The 18,183-nt window shown below is 41.2% G+C and carries 14 protein-coding genes; 2 read left to right on the top strand and 12 right to left on the bottom strand.

Annotated features, from left to right (window positions below):
• Positions 1–49: 49 nt before the first annotated feature.
• A complete protein-coding gene (locus tag DK428_RS07545; protein WP_109063489.1) occupies positions 50–3,151 on the top strand; it encodes a DUF2339 domain-containing protein in 3,102 nt (1,033 codons plus the stop codon).
• A gap of 74 nt (positions 3,152–3,225) precedes the next feature.
• On the opposite strand, the gene DK428_RS07540 is transcribed toward DK428_RS07545, so the two are convergent.
• From DK428_RS07540 to htpG, 6 genes are all read right to left on the bottom strand, one after another.
• Complete coding sequence (locus DK428_RS07540) at positions 3,226–3,906, bottom strand: M15 family metallopeptidase (RefSeq protein ID WP_109063488.1); 681 nt, start codon at positions 3,904–3,906, stop codon at positions 3,226–3,228.
• Position 3,907: 1 nt separating this feature from the next.
• Positions 3,908–5,041, bottom strand: coding sequence for a succinyl-diaminopimelate desuccinylase (gene dapE, locus DK428_RS07535; RefSeq protein WP_109063487.1), 1,134 nt, complete (start codon positions 5,039–5,041; stop codon positions 3,908–3,910).
• Positions 5,042–5,165: 124 nt separating this feature from the next.
• Positions 5,166–7,121, bottom strand: coding sequence for a TonB-dependent copper receptor (locus tag DK428_RS07530; protein ID WP_109063486.1), 1,956 nt, complete (start codon positions 7,119–7,121; stop codon positions 5,166–5,168).
• 176 nt (positions 7,122–7,297) lie between these two features.
• On the bottom strand, positions 7,298–7,705 hold the full coding sequence (locus DK428_RS07525) for a hypothetical protein (RefSeq protein WP_109063485.1): 408 nt from the start codon (positions 7,703–7,705) through the stop codon (positions 7,298–7,300).
• An 81-nt stretch (positions 7,706–7,786) separates the two neighbouring features.
• A complete protein-coding gene (locus DK428_RS07520; protein WP_109063484.1) occupies positions 7,787–8,131 on the bottom strand; it encodes an ArsC family reductase in 345 nt (114 codons plus the stop codon).
• 83 nt (positions 8,132–8,214) lie between these two features.
• A complete protein-coding gene (htpG, locus tag DK428_RS07515) occupies positions 8,215–10,098 on the bottom strand; it encodes a molecular chaperone HtpG (protein ID WP_162616572.1) in 1,884 nt (627 codons plus the stop codon).
• 234 nt (positions 10,099–10,332) lie between these two features.
• Here htpG and DK428_RS07510 point away from each other — a divergent pair, with 234 nt between their 5' ends.
• Entirely contained in the window at positions 10,333–10,968 is a 636-nt protein-coding gene (locus DK428_RS07510; RefSeq protein ID WP_109063482.1) for a tellurite resistance TerB family protein, read from the top strand.
• 64 nt (positions 10,969–11,032) lie between these two features.
• Here DK428_RS07510 and DK428_RS07505 read toward each other — a convergent pair whose 3' ends face one another.
• From DK428_RS07505 to ftsA, 6 genes are all read right to left on the bottom strand, one after another.
• Positions 11,033–12,196 carry a chorismate mutase gene (locus DK428_RS07505; protein WP_005704235.1) on the bottom strand — a complete coding sequence of 388 codons (1,164 nt, stop codon included), beginning with the start codon at positions 12,194–12,196 and terminating at the stop codon, positions 11,033–11,035.
• Positions 12,197–12,206: 10 nt separating this feature from the next.
• The gene (gene ushA, locus DK428_RS07500) at positions 12,207–13,847 is read right to left on the bottom strand and encodes a bifunctional UDP-sugar hydrolase/5'-nucleotidase UshA (RefSeq protein WP_109063480.1); all 1,641 of its coding nucleotides are present in this window, start codon (positions 13,845–13,847) and stop codon (positions 12,207–12,209) included.
• Positions 13,848–13,938: 91 nt separating this feature from the next.
• The gene (locus DK428_RS07495) at positions 13,939–14,391 is read right to left on the bottom strand and encodes a hypothetical protein (RefSeq protein WP_109063479.1); all 453 of its coding nucleotides are present in this window, start codon (positions 14,389–14,391) and stop codon (positions 13,939–13,941) included.
• 170 nt (positions 14,392–14,561) lie between these two features.
• A complete protein-coding gene (lpxC, locus tag DK428_RS07490) occupies positions 14,562–15,479 on the bottom strand; it encodes a UDP-3-O-acyl-N-acetylglucosamine deacetylase (protein ID WP_109063478.1) in 918 nt (305 codons plus the stop codon).
• Positions 15,480–15,522: 43 nt separating this feature from the next.
• Positions 15,523–16,800, bottom strand: a complete 1,278-nt coding sequence (ftsZ, locus tag DK428_RS07485) for a cell division protein FtsZ (protein ID WP_109063477.1) — start codon at positions 16,798–16,800, stop codon at positions 15,523–15,525.
• 83 nt (positions 16,801–16,883) lie between these two features.
• Positions 16,884–18,164: a cell division protein FtsA gene (ftsA, locus tag DK428_RS07480; protein ID WP_109063476.1), complete on the bottom strand. Its 1,281-nt coding sequence runs from the start codon at positions 18,162–18,164 to the stop codon at positions 16,884–16,886.
• Positions 18,165–18,183 lie beyond the last annotated feature (19 nt).

Raw genomic sequence — 18,183 nt, 5'->3', positions numbered from 1 at the left:
TTTACGCTATAACACAGCCTACAATTCCTAAAGAAGCAAAGAGGAACCTATGGAAGAGTTAATATTACTGCTCGTTGTTCTAGCGGTGATTATTTTTATCATACTGACACATTCAAAAAATAAGATCGATTTACGACTCTACCGGTTAGAATCAAAAGCTAAGGCGCAAGAAAGTGAAATTCAACTCCTTAAATCACAAATAAACGAATTAGCCAATCGTCCTACATCTGTAGTAGCGACACCTCAAGTAGAAGATGTTCCGGTAGCACAACCGACTACAAGTGAAACCACTGAACTGCTCACTAGCCTAGAAGCATCATCTGTTGAGGCTGTTGAAACATTGTTGGCAACAGACACAACGGAAACTACCGACGTTGCTACAACGATTGAACTTCAAGAAACTCCTGCAGCTCAATCTTATGATCCGTTTACCGATAAAGTACAGGATGTTCGCCAACCAAATCCAATTCTACAATGGTTCCTCAAAGGCAATCCGATCCTTAAAGTCGGCGCGGTAATTCTATTCCTAGGCTTAAGTTTCTTATTGCGTTTTGCCTCAGAACATATCTCATTTTCTATTGAAGCCCGCTATGCCAGTGTTGCAATCACCGGCGTGATTTGTAGTCTCATCGGCTGGCGGTTACGCAATACCCGTCGTGAATACGGTTTGACATTGCAAGGGCTTGGCATTGGGGTGCTTTATCTCACCTCACTAGCTACCTTTAAATTACACCAACTCTTCCCTGTTTGGTTAGTTTTCCTATTTCAAGTCATCTTAGTCGCCGTCATGGTCGCACTGGCGCTATTGCAAAACGCCCGTATTCTGGCGCAAGTCGCATTAATCGGCGGCTTGGCATCACCGGTGCTGCTTTCTGACGGTAGCGGTAACTATTTGGTTCTGTTTAGTTATTTGGCACTATTGAATACCAGCATTGCCGTGGTAGCTTGGTTTAAATCTTGGCGTTCCTTGAATTTAATTGGATTCGTAGGTTCTACCATTCTGATAACAGGTTGGGGTGTCCAACACTACAAACCAGAACTTTATCTTGTTTGCCAGTTATTCCTTGCATATTACCTAACCCTTTATACTTTTATCGTATGGCATTTTGCGACCTTACAATCTGCTACATCCAACGAATTATCGGAACAATATAATAACGCGACCTTAGCGCAATTGGTTCAGAACTGGTTAAGCGGTGTAAAACTCATAGGCGTACTAGATAGCGGGCTACTCGTCGGTAGTGCTGTCAGTGCCTTTGCAATGCAATATGCGATTACATATAACTTCGCTGACGGCATTCTCTACTCCGCTTTAGGTTTTGCCTTGTTCTATGGAATCTTCGGCGTTGTTATTCATCGTAACGTAAAATTGCACATTGTTGCTCACGCCATGTTTGCCTTAAGTTTAGTGTTCTTTACCATTGGTCTCAGTGATATCTTTACCGAGCAATCGAAAACATTCACCTTATGGGGTCTTGAAGCAGCATTGATTTATGCTTTCAGTATTTACCAAAAATCACCTGTTGCGCGTTTAACTGCGCTCTCATTTTTTATTCCGATTAGTCTCTTAACCCATGTATTCTTCAGTGAAAATCTAACCAATAGTTTTTCAGTGATTGTATTAGGTTTTGCGATTTCTACAGCTTGGCAACGTTATCGAAGTCAAGTATCTGCATTTTGGGAAAAAATAATGGTTGGCACGATCTTTGCCATCAGCTTGCTTGCATTGGCATTTAAGCCGTCCGTGCTGCATGATTTGGATTACCTAAGTCAACTTACTGCCGTGATATTAACGGCTGCTTTAGCGGTTATTTGTGCCTTAATCCAATGGCGTTGGTTCAATCGTTTATTGACGGTTTTAACCTCGGTTATTCTGTTTATTTCGTTTATTCCTCTCAGATTCCTTGTTTTAGAGTCACATATAGAAACCTTATTACTCGCTTTATTAGGGCTCATTTCATGGCTCGTAGGCTGGAGTATTGCAAACCCCAAATATCGTCACACTGATTTTGCAAATACAGCATCGTTCTTCGGATTAATCGATGTACTCGCCGGGTGTTACCTTTTATTCGGTGCATTAATGAATGTGACATTCCTTGATGAAGCACTCATCATCACGCGCAATATTGTCATCCTGTTTGCCCTTTTACCTCTTTTTGTCCAAATCACCCAATGGCAACAGGTCAATAAAATACAACTCGCCTATTTGCCTCTTTTTACATTGGTTTCCATTGGTTTTGATTATGTTTTAGAAAGCTCAGTAACCCAGAAAAATATTTATGACTGGTTGCTGATTTTAGTGACCGCCTGCGGTTTGCACTATCTGATTTTGTGGCAGTTACGCAATACGTTCCAAGTGTTACAGGAGAAAATGAAAACCTACTGGCACATGATCGGATTAAACGTTTTCATTATTGCTTTCACCCTATTCTGCATAACATGGGCAGAGTTTAAAGAACTCACCGATGCTTGGTTCATGCTGTCTCTTGCACTGGTACCATTAATCGTACTCGGCATTTTGATGCGCAGTCGAAATTTCTTGATACAACGAAACTTAGAATCCATTTATTTGCAACAAGGCATTTTGCCGACATTATTATTCCTTTTCGGTTGGTTGATCTTCGGCAATATCATCTCCGATGGCACAAGCACATCATTGCCATACTTACCGATACTCAACCCACTGGAACTTGCCTCATTGGCGACAATTTATTTGTTGTGGAATTGGCAAAAGTTATATACGCCTGCGCAATATAAAAACTACGTCCTATCGGCAATGGCTGTCATCGGGTTATTTATGGTCAGTGTTATCGTTATGCGCGTATGGCATCATTACGCCGGCATCGAATGGAAACTTGTTACCTTATTAGCTTCCTTCGGTTTGCAGGCGACCTTGTCGGTGATTTGGACATTATGTGCTATCGTATTGATGATAAAAGGCAATAAATCAGGGCGACAACCTATTTGGATTAGCGGTGCCGCATTGATTTCACTGGTTGTCATTAAATTGTTCTTGGTTGAATTGGGCAATAGTGGTGGCGTGGCAAGAATTGTCTCGTTTATTGTCGTAGGCTTGCTATTACTAGTAGTTGGCTATTTTGCGCCAATACCACCGAAGAAAAAAATGGTGGCGACAGAAAGCCAAGAATAGATCAGAAAGAAAGTAAAGTGCGGTCAAAAATTTATTTATTTTTTGACCGCACTTTTGCTAAAAGAAAACTAATATTAAATAAAAAATTGCTCAAAAATAACCGGCAAATTCGCCGTTAACACGCTTTTCCCCGCAATTTCTTCCTTTTCCCACGCCTTCAACAACACCTCCGGCGTAAATGCTTTTGCCGCTTGTTCAGCCAACGGCATATAGCTGATATGCCAAGGCTCCCGCCCAATTTTTTTACCTTCGGGTTGGTGCATAAACGGCAATGCGAAATCAAAGTGCGGTAGGTTTTCAATGAGAAATTCACTCAGTTCGAAGAAATAACCGCCTTGTTCATATTCCCAAGGCTCAAGCTGTAAGGATTGACCTTCCGGCAAAAGATCAGGATCGAAAATGTCAATTTCCGTGCCCCAATGATGGCGGCTACCTCCCGGTAGCGCCGACCAACGTAAAATAGCTTGCGCTTTTTGCCAATCGTCCAATTGGGTCAAATCTAACGCATTGCCTGCATCATCGTGCACTTTGCGTTCACCGTTAAATTTGCCGTTCCAAATAAGTTGTTGGCGCGCAAAATCCCGAAAGCTGCTGGCCGGTTGTAAATTAAAGCCATTTTTGACCGCACTTTGTTGCAGTCCTTGAAAGGCGTTCATTGCCTGCACCTGCAAAAAATGATGAGGAGAATGAGGTGTCGGCAAATTCACTAAATGTTCCCGAGATTTGCCGGTCAACATGTCAGGGGTTAATTTCATCTTATTTATCCAATAAATTGACTAACATTTGATGATAAATCTGACCGCACTTGGCGAGATCATCTACGCTCACACACTCGTTGACTTTATGAATGGTCGCATTAAGCGGCCCAAACTCCACCACTTCAGCGCCCATCAACGCAATAAAGCGCCCATCAGAGGTGCCGCCACCGGTTTCCGCTTGTGGTGTAATGCCTGTAGTTTGCTCGATAGCTGCGGTTAATGCATCTAATAATTTACCCGGTTTGGTTAAAAACGGTTTGCCGGAAAGATTCCACTCAATGCGGTATTTCAATCCATGCTTTTCCAGCATTTCAGCGACTTTTTGCTTGATGATTTCATCGGTAACTTCCGTGCAATAACGCAAATTAAATTGCACGTAAAGCTCGCCCGGAATCACGTTATTGCTGCCCGTACCGGCATGAATATTGGCAATTTGCAAACTGGTCGGCGGGAAAAATTCATTGCCGCTGTCCCATTGATAGGTTGTCAGTTCTTGTAGGAAGGGAGCCGCTTTGTGAATCGGATTTTCCGCCAAATGCGGATATGCCACATGACCTTGAATACCTTGAATATACAAGTTACCAGTAATGGAACCACGACGACCATTTTTGACCACATCACCTAATGTTTTTGAACTAGACGGCTCGCCCACCATGCAATACGTGATTTTCTCACCGCGCGCCATTAAGGTTTCTACCACACGTACCGTGCCGTCTTTCGCTTCAGCCTCCTCATCGGAGGTAATTAATAAGGCAATCGTACCGTCGTGGTTTGGATTGGCTTTCACATACGCTTCCGCCGCCACGATCATCGCAGCTAATGAGCCCTTCATATCGGCGGCACCACGTCCGTAAAGCATGCCATCGACAATCTCGGCAGAAAACGGCGGATAAGTCCATTGGCTTTCATCCCCTGTTGGCACCACATCCGTATGCCCTGCAAAGGCAATCACTGGCTCACCAGAACCATGCTTTGCCCATAAATTTAAGGTGTCGTTAAAAGGCATCCATTCAATTTGAAAGCCTAATTTTTCTAAACGTTCGGCAATGAGTTGCTGACAGCCTTCGTCATTCGGACTGATGGAAGGACGGCAGATAAGCGATTGAGATAATTGAATAATATGGTGTTTCATAGCATTGAGGAAATTGGCAAAATAAGTAAAAGTGCGGTGTAATTTAACAAAATTTCTTTTTTATTTAAATCTTATTGAACAAAAAATGGATAGCTTGGCTATCCATTTTGTTATTTTTGCAACATCAAAATTGCACTTGTAGCCGCATCCAATATTGGCGGCCCGGTTCATTCACCCGTGTGGTTTGCACTCCGGCAGAAGGATCGGCGCCTTTGCTGACGAATTCGGCATAGGATTTATCAAAGAGATTATCAATACCGCCCTGTAAGGTCACATATTTGTTAATCTTCCATCCTGCGTTTAAGGACAATGTGCCAAATCCCGCTGATGGACCAATATCTTGCCCGACAATATTACCTTGCCCTTCGGCATAACGTTTTTGGGCAGAAACCACGCGCCATAACAAACCTGCGCTCAAGGTGTCGTTATCCCAAGTTAATGAGTTTTTCCATTCTAACGGAGGCGTTTGAGCCAGCGGGCGATCATCGGTACGGTTTTTACCGTAAGTGTAAGCTAGGCTACTGCCGATTTCCCAGTGTTCGGCAAATTTCCATTTACCTTCAACCTCACCGCCTAAACGAGTAGCTTTCACATTGCGGGCTGTCGCATTGTTATTTATGCTTTCTAACATAATAAAATTATGTACATCACTGCCAAAAAGCGAGAGGGAAAGATCAAAAGCATCATTTTTCCAAATCAGTCCCGTATCAATTTGACGGTTCTGTTCTTTATTCAACACTTGGCTTACTCGGCGCTCCCAATAATCCGGCGCACGCTCGGCAACGCCTAGACCGGCATAATATTTAATGCCATTGATTTCTTCTTCCCAACGGAAGAAACCCGCGTGTAAATCATAGGTGCGTTTTTTATTCGGATGATTTGCCATTAAGGTATCGTATTCCGCCTTCACTTCATCATAACGATAACCTGCTATGAACTTACGGCTATCATTTACCGTCCACGCCCCTTCTGCAAATCCGCCCCATTGGGTGAAGTTTTGTTGCGGCTGATAAGGTTTATGCGTATAGCCTTCACCGCGCATTTCCATACGAGCAAGGTGTTTGTCGCGCATATAATCAATGCCGGTTTGCAAGTTAATATCCGACCAATCAAAGGTCGCTTTTAGGTGTCCTGTGTCTGTTTCACGTTTTGGATTCATTGCTTTTTTGACTTGATTTCCCATCATACGTAAATAGCGCAGGCTATAAGTATCCATCACATGATCGATCTTGCTTTGACCGTAGCGCAACTCAAGCTCAGTAAACCATGGCGCAATATTACGTTGCACAAAACGAACATTCCATGCATCGCGGTCAAATTTGCTACCGTCCATCATACGATCCGCATAAGCCGCCTCACCACGGCTACGCTCATAGGTTCCTGTCAGCAATGTATTTTCTGTCGGAGTGAGGCCAAGTTGTAACATTTGGTTACGGCGTTCAAAAGAAGAATGAATGCGATTACCGTCGCCATCTTTGTAATTGCCTGCTTCATTATGTGACACACTGGTACGTAAATAACCATATTTGCCACCGGCCATCGCATCAAAATAAGCATCACGACGTTTATTCCCACCAAGGGTTAGGCTGCCGTTTAAATACGTGTTTTGCGTATCAAATTCAGGTTCTTTCCGCACAAAACGCACCGCACCGGCCACCAACCCTGTCCCTTGTGTCACCGTTTGCGGCCCTTTGGTCACCACCACTTCATCATAAGCCGATGGGAAAATATACGCTGTTGGAGGATCCATTCGGTTGCTACAACCGCCGTGAATAAATTGGTCATCTGCCTGAATACTCAAACGGGAGCCGCCCAATCCCCGAAATAAGGGGTCACCGGAACTCCCGCCTTTACGAATCACACTCATATTCGCGACTGATTGCAATAAATCTGCCCCATCACCTGCCGGCAAAGGTTGAAGCGTCGTTTTAGGGTTAAGTTTTACCGTATTCGCACTCTTTTGCGACACACCGGTCACAACAATTGGGGCAAGTGAGGTGGTAGATTGAGGTTCTTCCGCAAACGCATTGGATAAAAAGAACGGAAGAGGAAGGAGGGCAAAATAAGATTTGTTATTCATAAGCAATCCTTTGTTTCTTTAATTAACGGGAATGGATTACAAAATCCAAGCATATTCAATATTCCAAACAACCAAGCTACATGAAACATTTATCACATCAATGATTGAGATTGTAACAATACTGTAATGAATCTTATTCTTATTAAGTGCGAAAGGCAAGGTTAAAAGATGACTATTTACTTATGCATTTCTGGTAAACATACTACTGCCAGCACCAATTGAACTATCCCCAAAATAGTACAAGGAAGACCTAATAAAAAATAAGTACCTATAATTGTATCAATAGTGCTATCCCAGTTTAAATCAACAAAATGCAAAGATAATCCGACGATAATAGGGATTAAAAAAGGCATAAAAAATGCCACCAATAAATACCGCCCATAATAGCGACTTGCTTTTTCCCGAGTAACAAAAAAGATAAGTGTTGTCATCACCCCAGGTATAAATGAAATAAGAAAAGAAAGAAAAAATGCGTCTCCAACAAATTCAGAAATAATGACTGCACATAATAATGCAATAAAAAAACTCCCAATAAAAAAACGTCGTATAGCTTTTTGCTGTTCACTTTGTTGTTCATTATTCATTTTTATATTTCATTTTTTAATCAAAATTACTAGTTCTAATTAGTAGATAAACAAGTAAAAATAAATTTTCCTACTTTAATACTACTTAAATGCTGCAATATATTCTTTTTCGTTGAAGCCAATCAATGCCTTACCATCTTGCAAAATAATCGGGCGTTTGATTAACGTTGGATTTTCAGCTAATACCAAAAGTGCGGTGGATTTTGAGAGTGTATTTTTCACATTTTCATCAAGATTACGCCACGTTGTGCTACGTTTATTGACCAAGTTTTCCCAACCGAATTGTGCTTCGGCTTGCTGTAAAAAAGCGGTATCTAGACCGTCCACTCGATAATCATGGAGTTTATGTTCGATGTTGTGATCAGCAAGCCATTTCAACGCTTTCTTCACGGTGTCACAGTTTTTAATGCCGTAAACGGTAATCATATTTTCACCTCAAAAAAATAAAAAATCCTCAATCTTATTCAGACTGAGGATTTTAACCATTACATTAATCAATCACAAATAGATTAACCCAATAACTTATTGATGCGCTTAATAAACGCCGCCGGATTTTCTAACGAACCGCGCTCTGCAAGCATGGCTTGCTCTAGCAACAATTCTACCCAATCGGCAAATTCCGCTTCATCGGCAATGTCAGCCACCTTTTTCACCAAGTGATGTTCCGGATTTAATTCAAACGTGTATTTCACTTCCGGTACGGGTTGACCTGCGGCGGCAAAAAGTTTTGCCATTTGCGTGGTCATTTGGTCATTACCGGTGGAAACCACTGCTGGCGTGTCTGTTAAGCGGTGAGTTAAACGCACTTCTTTCACGCGTTCGCCCAGCAAGGTTTTTACGCGCTCAATAAAACTATCAAAGGCTTTGTCTTGTTCTTTTTGCGCTTCGTTTTCTTCTTTATCCGCCAAATCGCCTAAATCCAAATCGGCTTTCGTGATAGTTTGAAGTGATTTGCCATCAAATTCCGTTAAGTAGCTTAACATCCATTCGTCAATACGATCGGAAAGCAATAAGACTTCAATGCCTTTTTTATTGAATAATTCCAAGTGCGGGCTGTTTTTGGCCGCCACATAGCTGTCTGCCGTAATGTAATAAATGGCTTTTTGCCCTTCTTTCATGCGAGCAACATAGTCTTCTAATGACACGGTTTGTTCACTGCTGTCGTTGTGTGTAGAGGCAAAACGCAATAATTTCGCAATGGTTTCTTTATTGCCAAAATCTTCTGCTGGGCCTTCTTTAAGCACTAAGCCGAATTCTTTCCAGAACTGCTGATATTTATCGGCATCCTCTTTCGCCAATTTCTCTAACATTTGCAATGAACGTTTGGTTAAAGCTTTACGTAACGCTGCCGTGGTTTTGTTGTCCTGCAAAATTTCACGGGATACATTTAACGGCAAGTCATTGCTATCAATTAAGCCGCGCATAAAACGCAGATAATTCGGCATGAATTGTTCTGCGTCATCCATGATAAACACGCGTTGCACATAGAGCTTCAAACCGTGCTTATGCTCACGATTAAACAAATCCCAAGGCGCTTTGGACGGAACATAAAGCAGGCTGGTATATTCCTGATTGCCTTCCACTTTGTTGTGCGCCCACAATAACGGATCCGCAAAATCATGGCTTAAATGTTTATAAAACTCTTTGTATTCCTCATCGGAAATGTCGTTTTTAGACCGTGTCCAAAGGGCATCCGATTTATTGATTTTTTCCCATTTTTGACCGATTTCTTTACCTTCGTCATCATATTCTTTGGTAAGCATTTCCACCGGCAAACCAATATGATCGGAATATTTACCGATAATTTCACGCAAACGCCATTCGTTTAAGAATTCTTTTTCGTCCTCACGTAAATGTAAAATCACGTCAGTGCCACGGGATTTTTTCTCAATATCCGCTACTGAATACTCGCCTTCCCCGGCAGATTCCCAAAGCACGCCTTTATCCGTTGCCTCACCTGCCGCACGGGTTTTCACCGTCACTTTATCAGCAACGATAAACGCCGAATAGAAACCCACACCAAATTGACCGATAAGCTGACTGTCTTTCGCTTGATCTTGCCCAAGTGCGGTCAAAAATTCTTTTGTTCCGGATTTGGCAATTGTGCCCAAATGTTCAATAACTTGTTCACGGGTCATTCCAATTCCGTTATCGCTGATGGTAAGCGTGCCTTTATCCGTATCCAAACTGACACGCACGCGTAATTCGCCGTCACCTTCATATAAGGCAGGGTTGGAAAGGGCTTTGAAACGCAATTTATCCGCCGCATCGGAGGCATTTGAAATCAGCTCACGCAAGAAAATTTCTTTATTGGAATATAAAGAATGAATCATTAATTGGAGAAGTTGTTTGACTTCCGATTGGAAGCCACGGGTTTCTTGATTTGTACTCATATTCTTCCTACTTATGTTGAATAAATTGAAAACGTTATGGATATAAGTGCGGAAGGTGAAATTTCAAGAGCAGGAAAGAAGAAAAGTGCGGTGGTTTTTGACAACGTTTTTTTGTGGTGGCTATACCAATGCCCCCAAGGAATATATAAATGTGCCTATAAATAATTTCGGGAATTTTTTTGTTCTTCATTTGTCTATAAACAGAATATTTACTCACTAACATAAGGAAACTTTATGGACTTCAACAATCTATTTAATCAAGTGGTCGATCTTGCGAAAAAATCCGCCGGTCGTTTAGAAACCGGAAATTCTACTGTGGATACGATTACTAAAGTCGGTGGCGGCGCAGCGCTCACCGGGATTTTATCTATGATCCTAGGCCGTTCCGGCGGTGCCAGTTTAACTAAATTAGGTTCCTTGGCAATTTTAGGTAATATGGCTTACCAGGCCTACCAAAACTATCAAAAAAGCCAACAAACCGCCCAACCGGAAATTACCAAAAATGAATTTGATGTGTTAAATGCCGCCGATAATGGTGACGCAAGTGCGATTATTTTACGCACAATGATTGCGGCAGCCGCTTCTGATGGTGAAATTAGCGAGGATGAAAAAGCATTAATTTTAAAAGAAAGTGGCGATTCTGAATTAACCCAATGGCTTTCTCAAGAAATAGAACATCCGATTAGTGTTGCCGAAATTGCAAAAACAGTTGGAAATGACACCGCACTTGCGGCAAACGTGTATTTGGCAGCCCGCTTAGTTTGCCAACAGTTATCCCGCAAAGAAATCATTTTCTTATCGGAGCTCGCCAAAGCCCTTGGCTTGGATGATCAGTTAGTGGAACAGTTGGAACAACAAGCCGGTTTCTAATTTCTATAAAAAGAAAAAACGAGGCATTATCCATAGGGTAATGCCTCGTTTGTTTTGGCTTAAATTATGCTGAAATTTTAGTTGGTTTCACAATTTCACTAGGATAACAACCTAAAATTTTCAGGTAGTTGCTGAATTGTTGTAACTCGTCCAACGCTGCCTGTGTATCAGGATGATGAATATTGGCTTCGATTTCCAAATAAAACATTTCTTCCCAAGGCTTGCCATAAATCGGACGGGACTCTAATTTTGTCATGTTGATATTGTGTTTTTTAAACACCAACAACGCATCCACCAAGGATCCGGCCTGTTGCCCCGTACTCATTAACAACAGCGTTTTTGCATGAATTTGCGGAGAAACATTATGCGGTTCTTTCGCAATTACAATAAAACGGGTGATATTGTTTTCTTGATTAGCAATATTACGCTTCAGCACTTTCAAACCATATAACTTGCCGCCATCTTCATTGCCCAATGCGGCAATATTCGGTTTATTCAACCCGGCAACCAATTGCATGGCGTGAGAGCTACTTTCACAATATTCAATATGCACGCGTTCTAAACCATGAATAAATTGACTACATTGCTGTATCACTTGTGGATGACTATATAGCGTATCAATTTTACTTAAATCATCCTGATCATTCACCAAAACGCAGTGTTGAATAGGGTAAGCCAATTCCCCTACTAGAAACAAATCGGTATGCTGCAACAAGTCATAAACTTCGTTAATGGCGCCGGATGTGGTGTTTTCCAACGGGAGAACACCATAATCGGCTTCGCCACTTTGCACTTTTGCAAAAACTTGTTCAAAACTGGCGCAACTCATTTCCACCAATTCTTCTTGGTAGCGGGTCGCATAATTACGCGCGGCCAAATGAGAATAAGAGCCGCGCTTGCCTAAAAATGCAATGTGAATATTCTGTTCACGCTGTTCATTCAGTTTTTTCTGCAAATAAACTTGTTGCGTCAACACAGAATCTTCAATGATTTTTTGGAAAATTGACGTAATGTATTGCGGTTCAAGTTGATAATTCTCATTTTGGGCAAATTGCACCAACTCTTGTAACAGCTGTTCTTCACGCACAGCATCACGCAACGGCTTCTGTGTAATTTCTTTACTACGCACCACATCAAACGCTAGGCGATGACGTTCAGAAAGCAGCTTCAACAAACTGCGATCAATTTGGGTAATTTGCTGTCGAATTTCACTTAAATCCAATGACATAACTTTTCCTTTATTTGAATACTACAGCGTCTTTCGGTTCAAATTTAGTAGCGTCAATCGGTGAATTATCACTAAAGAATTTCTTCAACACATCTGCGTCAATAAAACCGGTGTTGACGTAAGTCGGATTTTTGGTCAACAACGGATAGCCATCACCACCTGCAGCATTATAACTTGGCACGGATAAACGGTAGGTTTTCTTCAAGTCTAACGGTTTACCTTGAATTTTCACATTTTCTACCCGTTTATTTTGGCGATCTACGACCATGCTGATACCGGCATATTGTGCATAAGCGCCGGAATCGACTTCTTTTAGCGCCACCACATTTAAGTAATCCAGTAATTCTTGGCCGCTTAATTCTGCATAACTGACGATATTACCGAATGGATGAACCTTCAAAATATCTTTATAGGTCACATCGCCCGGTTGAATAGAATCACGCACCCCACCGGAGTTCATGATGCCGACATCGGCTTTTGCCCGCTGGCGCTGTGCTTCAGCAATGAAATGGCCTAAATTGGTTTGTTCAAAACGAATGATTGTACGATCACCCTCTAATTTACCTTTCAATTCACCCACTTTGACGTTAAGTAGCTTGTCACCTTTATCTTGGTAAGGTTTTAATAATTTCACCATTTCCGGATCTTGAGCCACTTCTTCACCATAAAGCACATATTCCGTAGAACCATCAGCTTTTTTCACTTTTTGCTTTAAATTCACCGGAATTAATTGGTAATTCACTAATTTTAATTCACCGTTCTTGAACTCAAAATCAGCACGGCCTAAATATTTACCCCACTCATAGGCTTGCATAATCCATATACCATTCTGGAAATCAGGCTTGCAGGCATCTGTAGGTTTATGATCCTTAATCCACACGCCTTTTTCATCCACACAAACAGGATCATGGCTATGGCCACCGATAATCATATCAAATGCACCTTTGTCTAAATTACGCGCAAGACTGACATCACCTGGGGCATTGGAGCCATGTTTACCATCGTAATAATAGCCCATGTGAGTTAACGCGATACGCACATCCGGCTTAACGGTTTCATTAATTTCTTTTAAGGTGGATCTTGCGGTTGTTGTAGGATCGGTAAATTGAATATTGCCTTGATATTCCGGGTTACCTAATTTGGCTGTATCTTCCGTGGTTAAGCCGACTACAGCAATTTTCAATCCTTGCTTATCTAATACGGTGTAAGGTTTAACCAATGGCTTGCCGGTTGACTTATAGAAAACATTGGCAGACAAGAACGGGAATTTTGCCCATTTTTCCTGCATATCCAATATCTGCAACGGGCCATCAAATTCGTGATTACCAAGCGCCATTGCCTCATAACCAATCGCATTCATCGCCATAATATCCGGCTCGGCATTTTGCATATCAGATTCCGGCACACCGGTATTAATATCGCCCGCATGTAAAAGCACTACCGAACCACCTTTTGCTTCTACCTCTTTTTTAACTTTGTCCACTAACGTTTTTTGTGCGGCAAAGCCATATTCGCCTTTATCATTTGGCCAGAAATGCCCATGTGTATCATTAGAATGCAGCACTGTAAATTGATAGGTTTTATCTTGCTCGTAGGCCATTGCTGTTGAGGTAGCAAGAACCAAAGGCAATACTTTGAATATTTTTTGCATAATTAAAACTCCTATTGACTCATAAATTTACGCATTCATTCTTAAATGAACACAAAAAAACGTTGCTATTTTTAACCGCACTTTAAACCCATTATTGATTCATTAAGCTCTCAATATTTTCAGGCACTTCCCTACCTTCTGCGGAAAACTCCATCAACATGGACGAAATCGTTTCTTTTTTACATTGATAACGTTTAATCAATTTTCCACTCTGATCTTGACGAATATCCAAAGAAACGTTGATATAGCCTGTTTTATCCGAAGCATCCTCCCTCACCAGAAACCAACGATTATCACCGGACTTAGGAGGAAAATATATTGTACGTTGTGTTGCATAGGGTTGAAGGTAAATCTTATCTATTGTTGTTTCAACCACTACGGCATTATCAAGAGATAAACTAAACAACTGACTTTCCGGAACAAAAATGAGTTTTAAATCCTTCCCCTCAAATGTCTTGCAAGTAACGGCATCAACAATAACATCACTTGCTGCAAAAGTCACATTGGATAAGCTTAATAGAAATAGAAAGAAGAATTTTTTCATTTGGTTTTCTCTGTTAGGTTATGGATTATCGGTATTCATTAAATCAAAAGACAAACAAAAACATTTTAATTTCTGACCGCACTTTTTTATAAGCCACACTAATAAAATACCTTTTAAAGGATAAAAAAAAGCTATATTTCATTGAAATATAGCTTTTAGGAAAATATTTTTTAAATCAAAACTTGGGCCGGTGCAACATAACCTTGTGGCACTTGTTGCTTGTCATCAAAGGTAACGAACTCCCAAGCCTCCTGATTTTCCAACACAGCTCTTAACAGCTTGTTGTTTAAACCATGCCCTGATTTGTAGGCTTTGAAATCACCGATGATGTTATAACCACACATATATAAATCACCGATAGCGTCTAACATTTTGTGACGAACTAATTCGTCTTTAAAACGCAAGCCGTCTTCATTTAAAATACGATAATCATCAAGCACAATGGCATTATCCAAACTACCGCCTAAAGCCAAACCTTGAGATTGAAGATATTCAATATCTTTCATAAAACCAAAGGTTCTGGCGCGACTAATTTGCTGTACAAAGGCTTGTGCAGAAAAATCCATCACATAATTACGCACGTCTTTACTAATGGCCGGATGATTAAAATCAATGGTAAAGTTCAAACGGAAACCATTATAAGGAGAGAACTCAGCCCATTTATCGCCATCTTCTACGCGTACTTTTTGTTTAATACGAATAAATTTCTTCGATGCATTTTGCTCTTCAATGCCCGCATCAAGTAATAAATAAATAAACGGACTTGCACTACCATCCATAATTGGAATTTCCGGCGCATCAACTTCAACAATAATATTGTCAATACCTAAACCCGCTAACGCCGCGTTTAGATGCTCAACAGTTGAAATGCGTACACCTTCTTCGTTCACTAAACAAGTACAAAGCATGGTATCACGCACCGAGTTTGCATTAGCCGGGAATGTTACCGGCGGGTTTAAATCAGTACGACAATAAACCACACCCGTATTCGGCATTGCCGGACGCAAAGTCAAGGTAACTTTGTTACCACTATGCAAACCGACACCGGTTACTTTAATACTTTGTTTTAAGGTTCTTTGCTTAATCATAATTGTTCTCTTAACTCATTGCTATACAACAAGATAATTCTCTCTATTTATCATTATTACGCATAAAATCACGCACATTAAACAGCGAATCGACATTTGCAGGAACCGGTTTCTCCGCAGGTTGTGCGCCTTGGTTATGGTTAGATAAATTACTTGCATCTTGTGGAGTATGACCATAACTTGTTGTTCTTGTTCCCAACCCACCGAAAGAAGTATTAATAGGTTGAAGACCCGGCTGTGCTGTTTGTGTTGTTTGAGGACGTGGTGAAATTTGAATTTCCGGTGCTTCCGGCTCACCGATACCTGTTGCAACAATCGTTACACGAATTTCATCTACCATATCAGGTATTAAGGTTGTACCAATTACCACTGTAGCCTCTTCAGACGCAAAGGCTTTAATCGTATCACCTACTGCATAGAATTCAGCTAGCCCTAAATCCATACCGGCTGTAATATTGACTAATACACCTTTCGCACCGGATAAATCTACACGCTCCAATAAATCACTTTTCACTGCAATTTTAGCAGCATCTTCTGCACGGCCTTCGCCGGGAGAACCTATAGCAGAACCGAAACCGATCATTGCTTGCCCCATTTCGGACATAACGGTACGCACATCGGCAAAGTCCACATTAATCAGTCCCGGAGAAGTAATCATATCGGAAATACCGGTGACAGAATTACGCAACACATCATTTGCAGCAGAAAATGCCTGCATTAATGTGGCATTTTTGGGCATTACTTTCGCTAATTGCTCGTTTGGAATAATAATGAGGGAATCCACATGTTTGGATAATTCTTTAATCCCCATTTCAGCAAACATCATTCGCTTCTTACCTTCAAATGCAAATGGCTTCGTCACTACAGCAACGGTAAGAATGCCTAATTCTTTGGCGATTTGGGCAACGATTGGCGCAGCCCCGGTACCTGTACCGCCACCCATACCGGCAGCAATGAATACCATATCGGCGCCTTCCAACATCTGACGAATAGCATCTTGGTCATCTTCAGCAGCTTTACGACCAACATTTGGATTTGCACCGGCACCCAATCCTTTGGTGGTGTTTGCACCAATTTGAACAGTTTGTTGAACTTGGCTTTTACGCAATGCTTGAGCATCGGTATTAATGGCGTAGAAAATGATTTTACCGTGTTCATCGGTACTCATCATTGTTTCATCTACTAAGGTGCCGTCAATATTGTCTTTAACCATCGTCGCAACCATATGGTTCACCGCATTACCGCCACCACCGCCGATGCCGACGACTTTAATCAACGCTCCATTCATTTCACCAAGATCATAATCTACCGGTTCAAACATACTTATTCTCCGTCAATGCCGATACTTTATCAGCATATATTAAAACCCAAATTGTTCATATTGTAGATGAAAAATCAAAATTCTCAAAATTCCGACCGCACTTTATTAAAAATTTTTTTCATCACGTTACCGCAAGCACTTAAAAATCCGCTACCGGAATGTTCCTCATTTATTGGACCTTCATCTTCATTACTATGTTCATATTGTAATAATCCAATGACTGTTGCATACTGCGGTTTATTAACATAATCCGTTAGACCGGTAATATTTAATGGGCTCCCAATACGCACTTGAGCATAATCACCAAATACTTCGACAGCACATTCTCTTAAATCGTCAATTTGTGCACCACCACCGGTAATCACAATGCCGGCAATAAGCTCACATCTCATGTTTTTAGAATCTAAGTCCGCTTTTAAGTAAAGTAGTTCATTTTTTACCAAACCTAATAATTCTTTATAGCGTGCAGAGGTCACTTTTGAAAGCTGATCTCGGGTTAATATACGCGGACCGCGCCCACCGATACTGGACACTTCAATTTTTTTATCGGCATGGTGTTTTGGTGGGCTAAATGCACTGCCATGATTAACCTTAATGCTTTCCGCCTCCATTCTTGAGGTAGCACAAGCATAGGCAATATCATCGGTAACACGATTGCCGGCATAAGGAATAACCTTACTAAAACGCAATGCACCGTTAATATACACCATAATATCCATGGTGCCGGCACCAAAATCGATTAGGCATACGCCTAAATCTTTTTCATCTTCGGTCAATACGGAATAACTTGAAGCCAAACCGGAAAATACAATTTTATCTACTTTTAATTTGCAACGTTCTACCGCTTTTTTCAAATTGTTTAGCCAATCTTGGTGGCAGGCAATTAAATGGGTTTGCGCTTTTAAACGCACCCCTTGCAAACCAAGCGGGTTTTTAATATTCATTTGTTTATCAACGGCAAATTCTTGTGGAATGATATGTAATAAAGACAGGCCTTCCGGCATTTTCACCGAGCTGGCTGTATGAATAGCGGAATCAATTTCGTCTTGTGTCACCTCACCTTCAGCAATCGGCACAAAGCCATTTTCATTTAGACTTTGAATATGCTCACCCGTAATGGCTAAGGTTACGCTCATAATACGGCAATCAGCTACCGATTCGGCAGCTTCAATCGCACGTTGCATAGAAGTTACCACCGCATTTAAATCGGTAATACTCCCTTTATCAATACCTTTCGAGGGGCAACTGCCAACACCAAGCACATTTACCACACCATCAGGCAAGACTTCCCCCACCACGGCAACAACTTTCGATGTACCAACTTCTAATCCAACAATAGTCTTTGATTCCACAATTTTAGACATTTTTTAACTTCACTATTAA

Source organism: Aggregatibacter kilianii (genome assembly GCF_003130255.1).
Classification (GTDB): Bacteria; Pseudomonadota; Gammaproteobacteria; order Enterobacterales; family Pasteurellaceae; genus Aggregatibacter; species Aggregatibacter kilianii.
The sequence above is the reverse complement of the archived record's forward strand: the minus strand, read 5'-3'. Positions and strand labels throughout refer to the sequence as shown.

Excerpts from the sequence above, each read along its gene's own strand:
- lpxC (WP_109063478.1), bottom strand. The coding sequence starts at position 15,479 with ATGATTAAGCAAAGAACCTTAAAACAAAGTATTAAAGTAACCGGTGTC.
- htpG (WP_162616572.1), bottom strand. The coding sequence starts at position 10,098 with ATGAGTACAAATCAAGAAACCCGTGGCTTCCAATCGGAAGTCAAACAA.
- DK428_RS07545 (WP_109063489.1), top strand. The coding sequence starts at position 50 with ATGGAAGAGTTAATATTACTGCTCGTTGTTCTAGCGGTGATTATTTTT.
- DK428_RS07540 (WP_109063488.1), bottom strand. The coding sequence starts at position 3,906 with ATGAAATTAACCCCTGACATGTTGACCGGCAAATCTCGGGAACATTTA.
- dapE (WP_109063487.1), bottom strand. The coding sequence starts at position 5,041 with ATGAAACACCATATTATTCAATTATCTCAATCGCTTATCTGCCGTCCT.
- DK428_RS07530 (WP_109063486.1), bottom strand. The coding sequence starts at position 7,121 with ATGAATAACAAATCTTATTTTGCCCTCCTTCCTCTTCCGTTCTTTTTA.
- DK428_RS07505 (WP_005704235.1), bottom strand. The coding sequence starts at position 12,196 with ATGTCATTGGATTTAAGTGAAATTCGACAGCAAATTACCCAAATTGAT.
- ftsA (WP_109063476.1), bottom strand. The coding sequence starts at position 18,164 with ATGTCTAAAATTGTGGAATCAAAGACTATTGTTGGATTAGAAGTTGGT.
- DK428_RS07510 (WP_109063482.1), top strand. The coding sequence starts at position 10,333 with ATGGACTTCAACAATCTATTTAATCAAGTGGTCGATCTTGCGAAAAAA.
- ftsZ (WP_109063477.1), bottom strand. The coding sequence starts at position 16,800 with ATGTTTGAACCGGTAGATTATGATCTTGGTGAAATGAATGGAGCGTTG.
- DK428_RS07495 (WP_109063479.1), bottom strand. The coding sequence starts at position 14,391 with ATGAAAAAATTCTTCTTTCTATTTCTATTAAGCTTATCCAATGTGACT.
- ushA (WP_109063480.1), bottom strand. The coding sequence starts at position 13,847 with ATGCAAAAAATATTCAAAGTATTGCCTTTGGTTCTTGCTACCTCAACA.
- DK428_RS07525 (WP_109063485.1), bottom strand. The coding sequence starts at position 7,705 with ATGAATAATGAACAACAAAGTGAACAGCAAAAAGCTATACGACGTTTT.
- DK428_RS07520 (WP_109063484.1), bottom strand. The coding sequence starts at position 8,131 with ATGATTACCGTTTACGGCATTAAAAACTGTGACACCGTGAAGAAAGCG.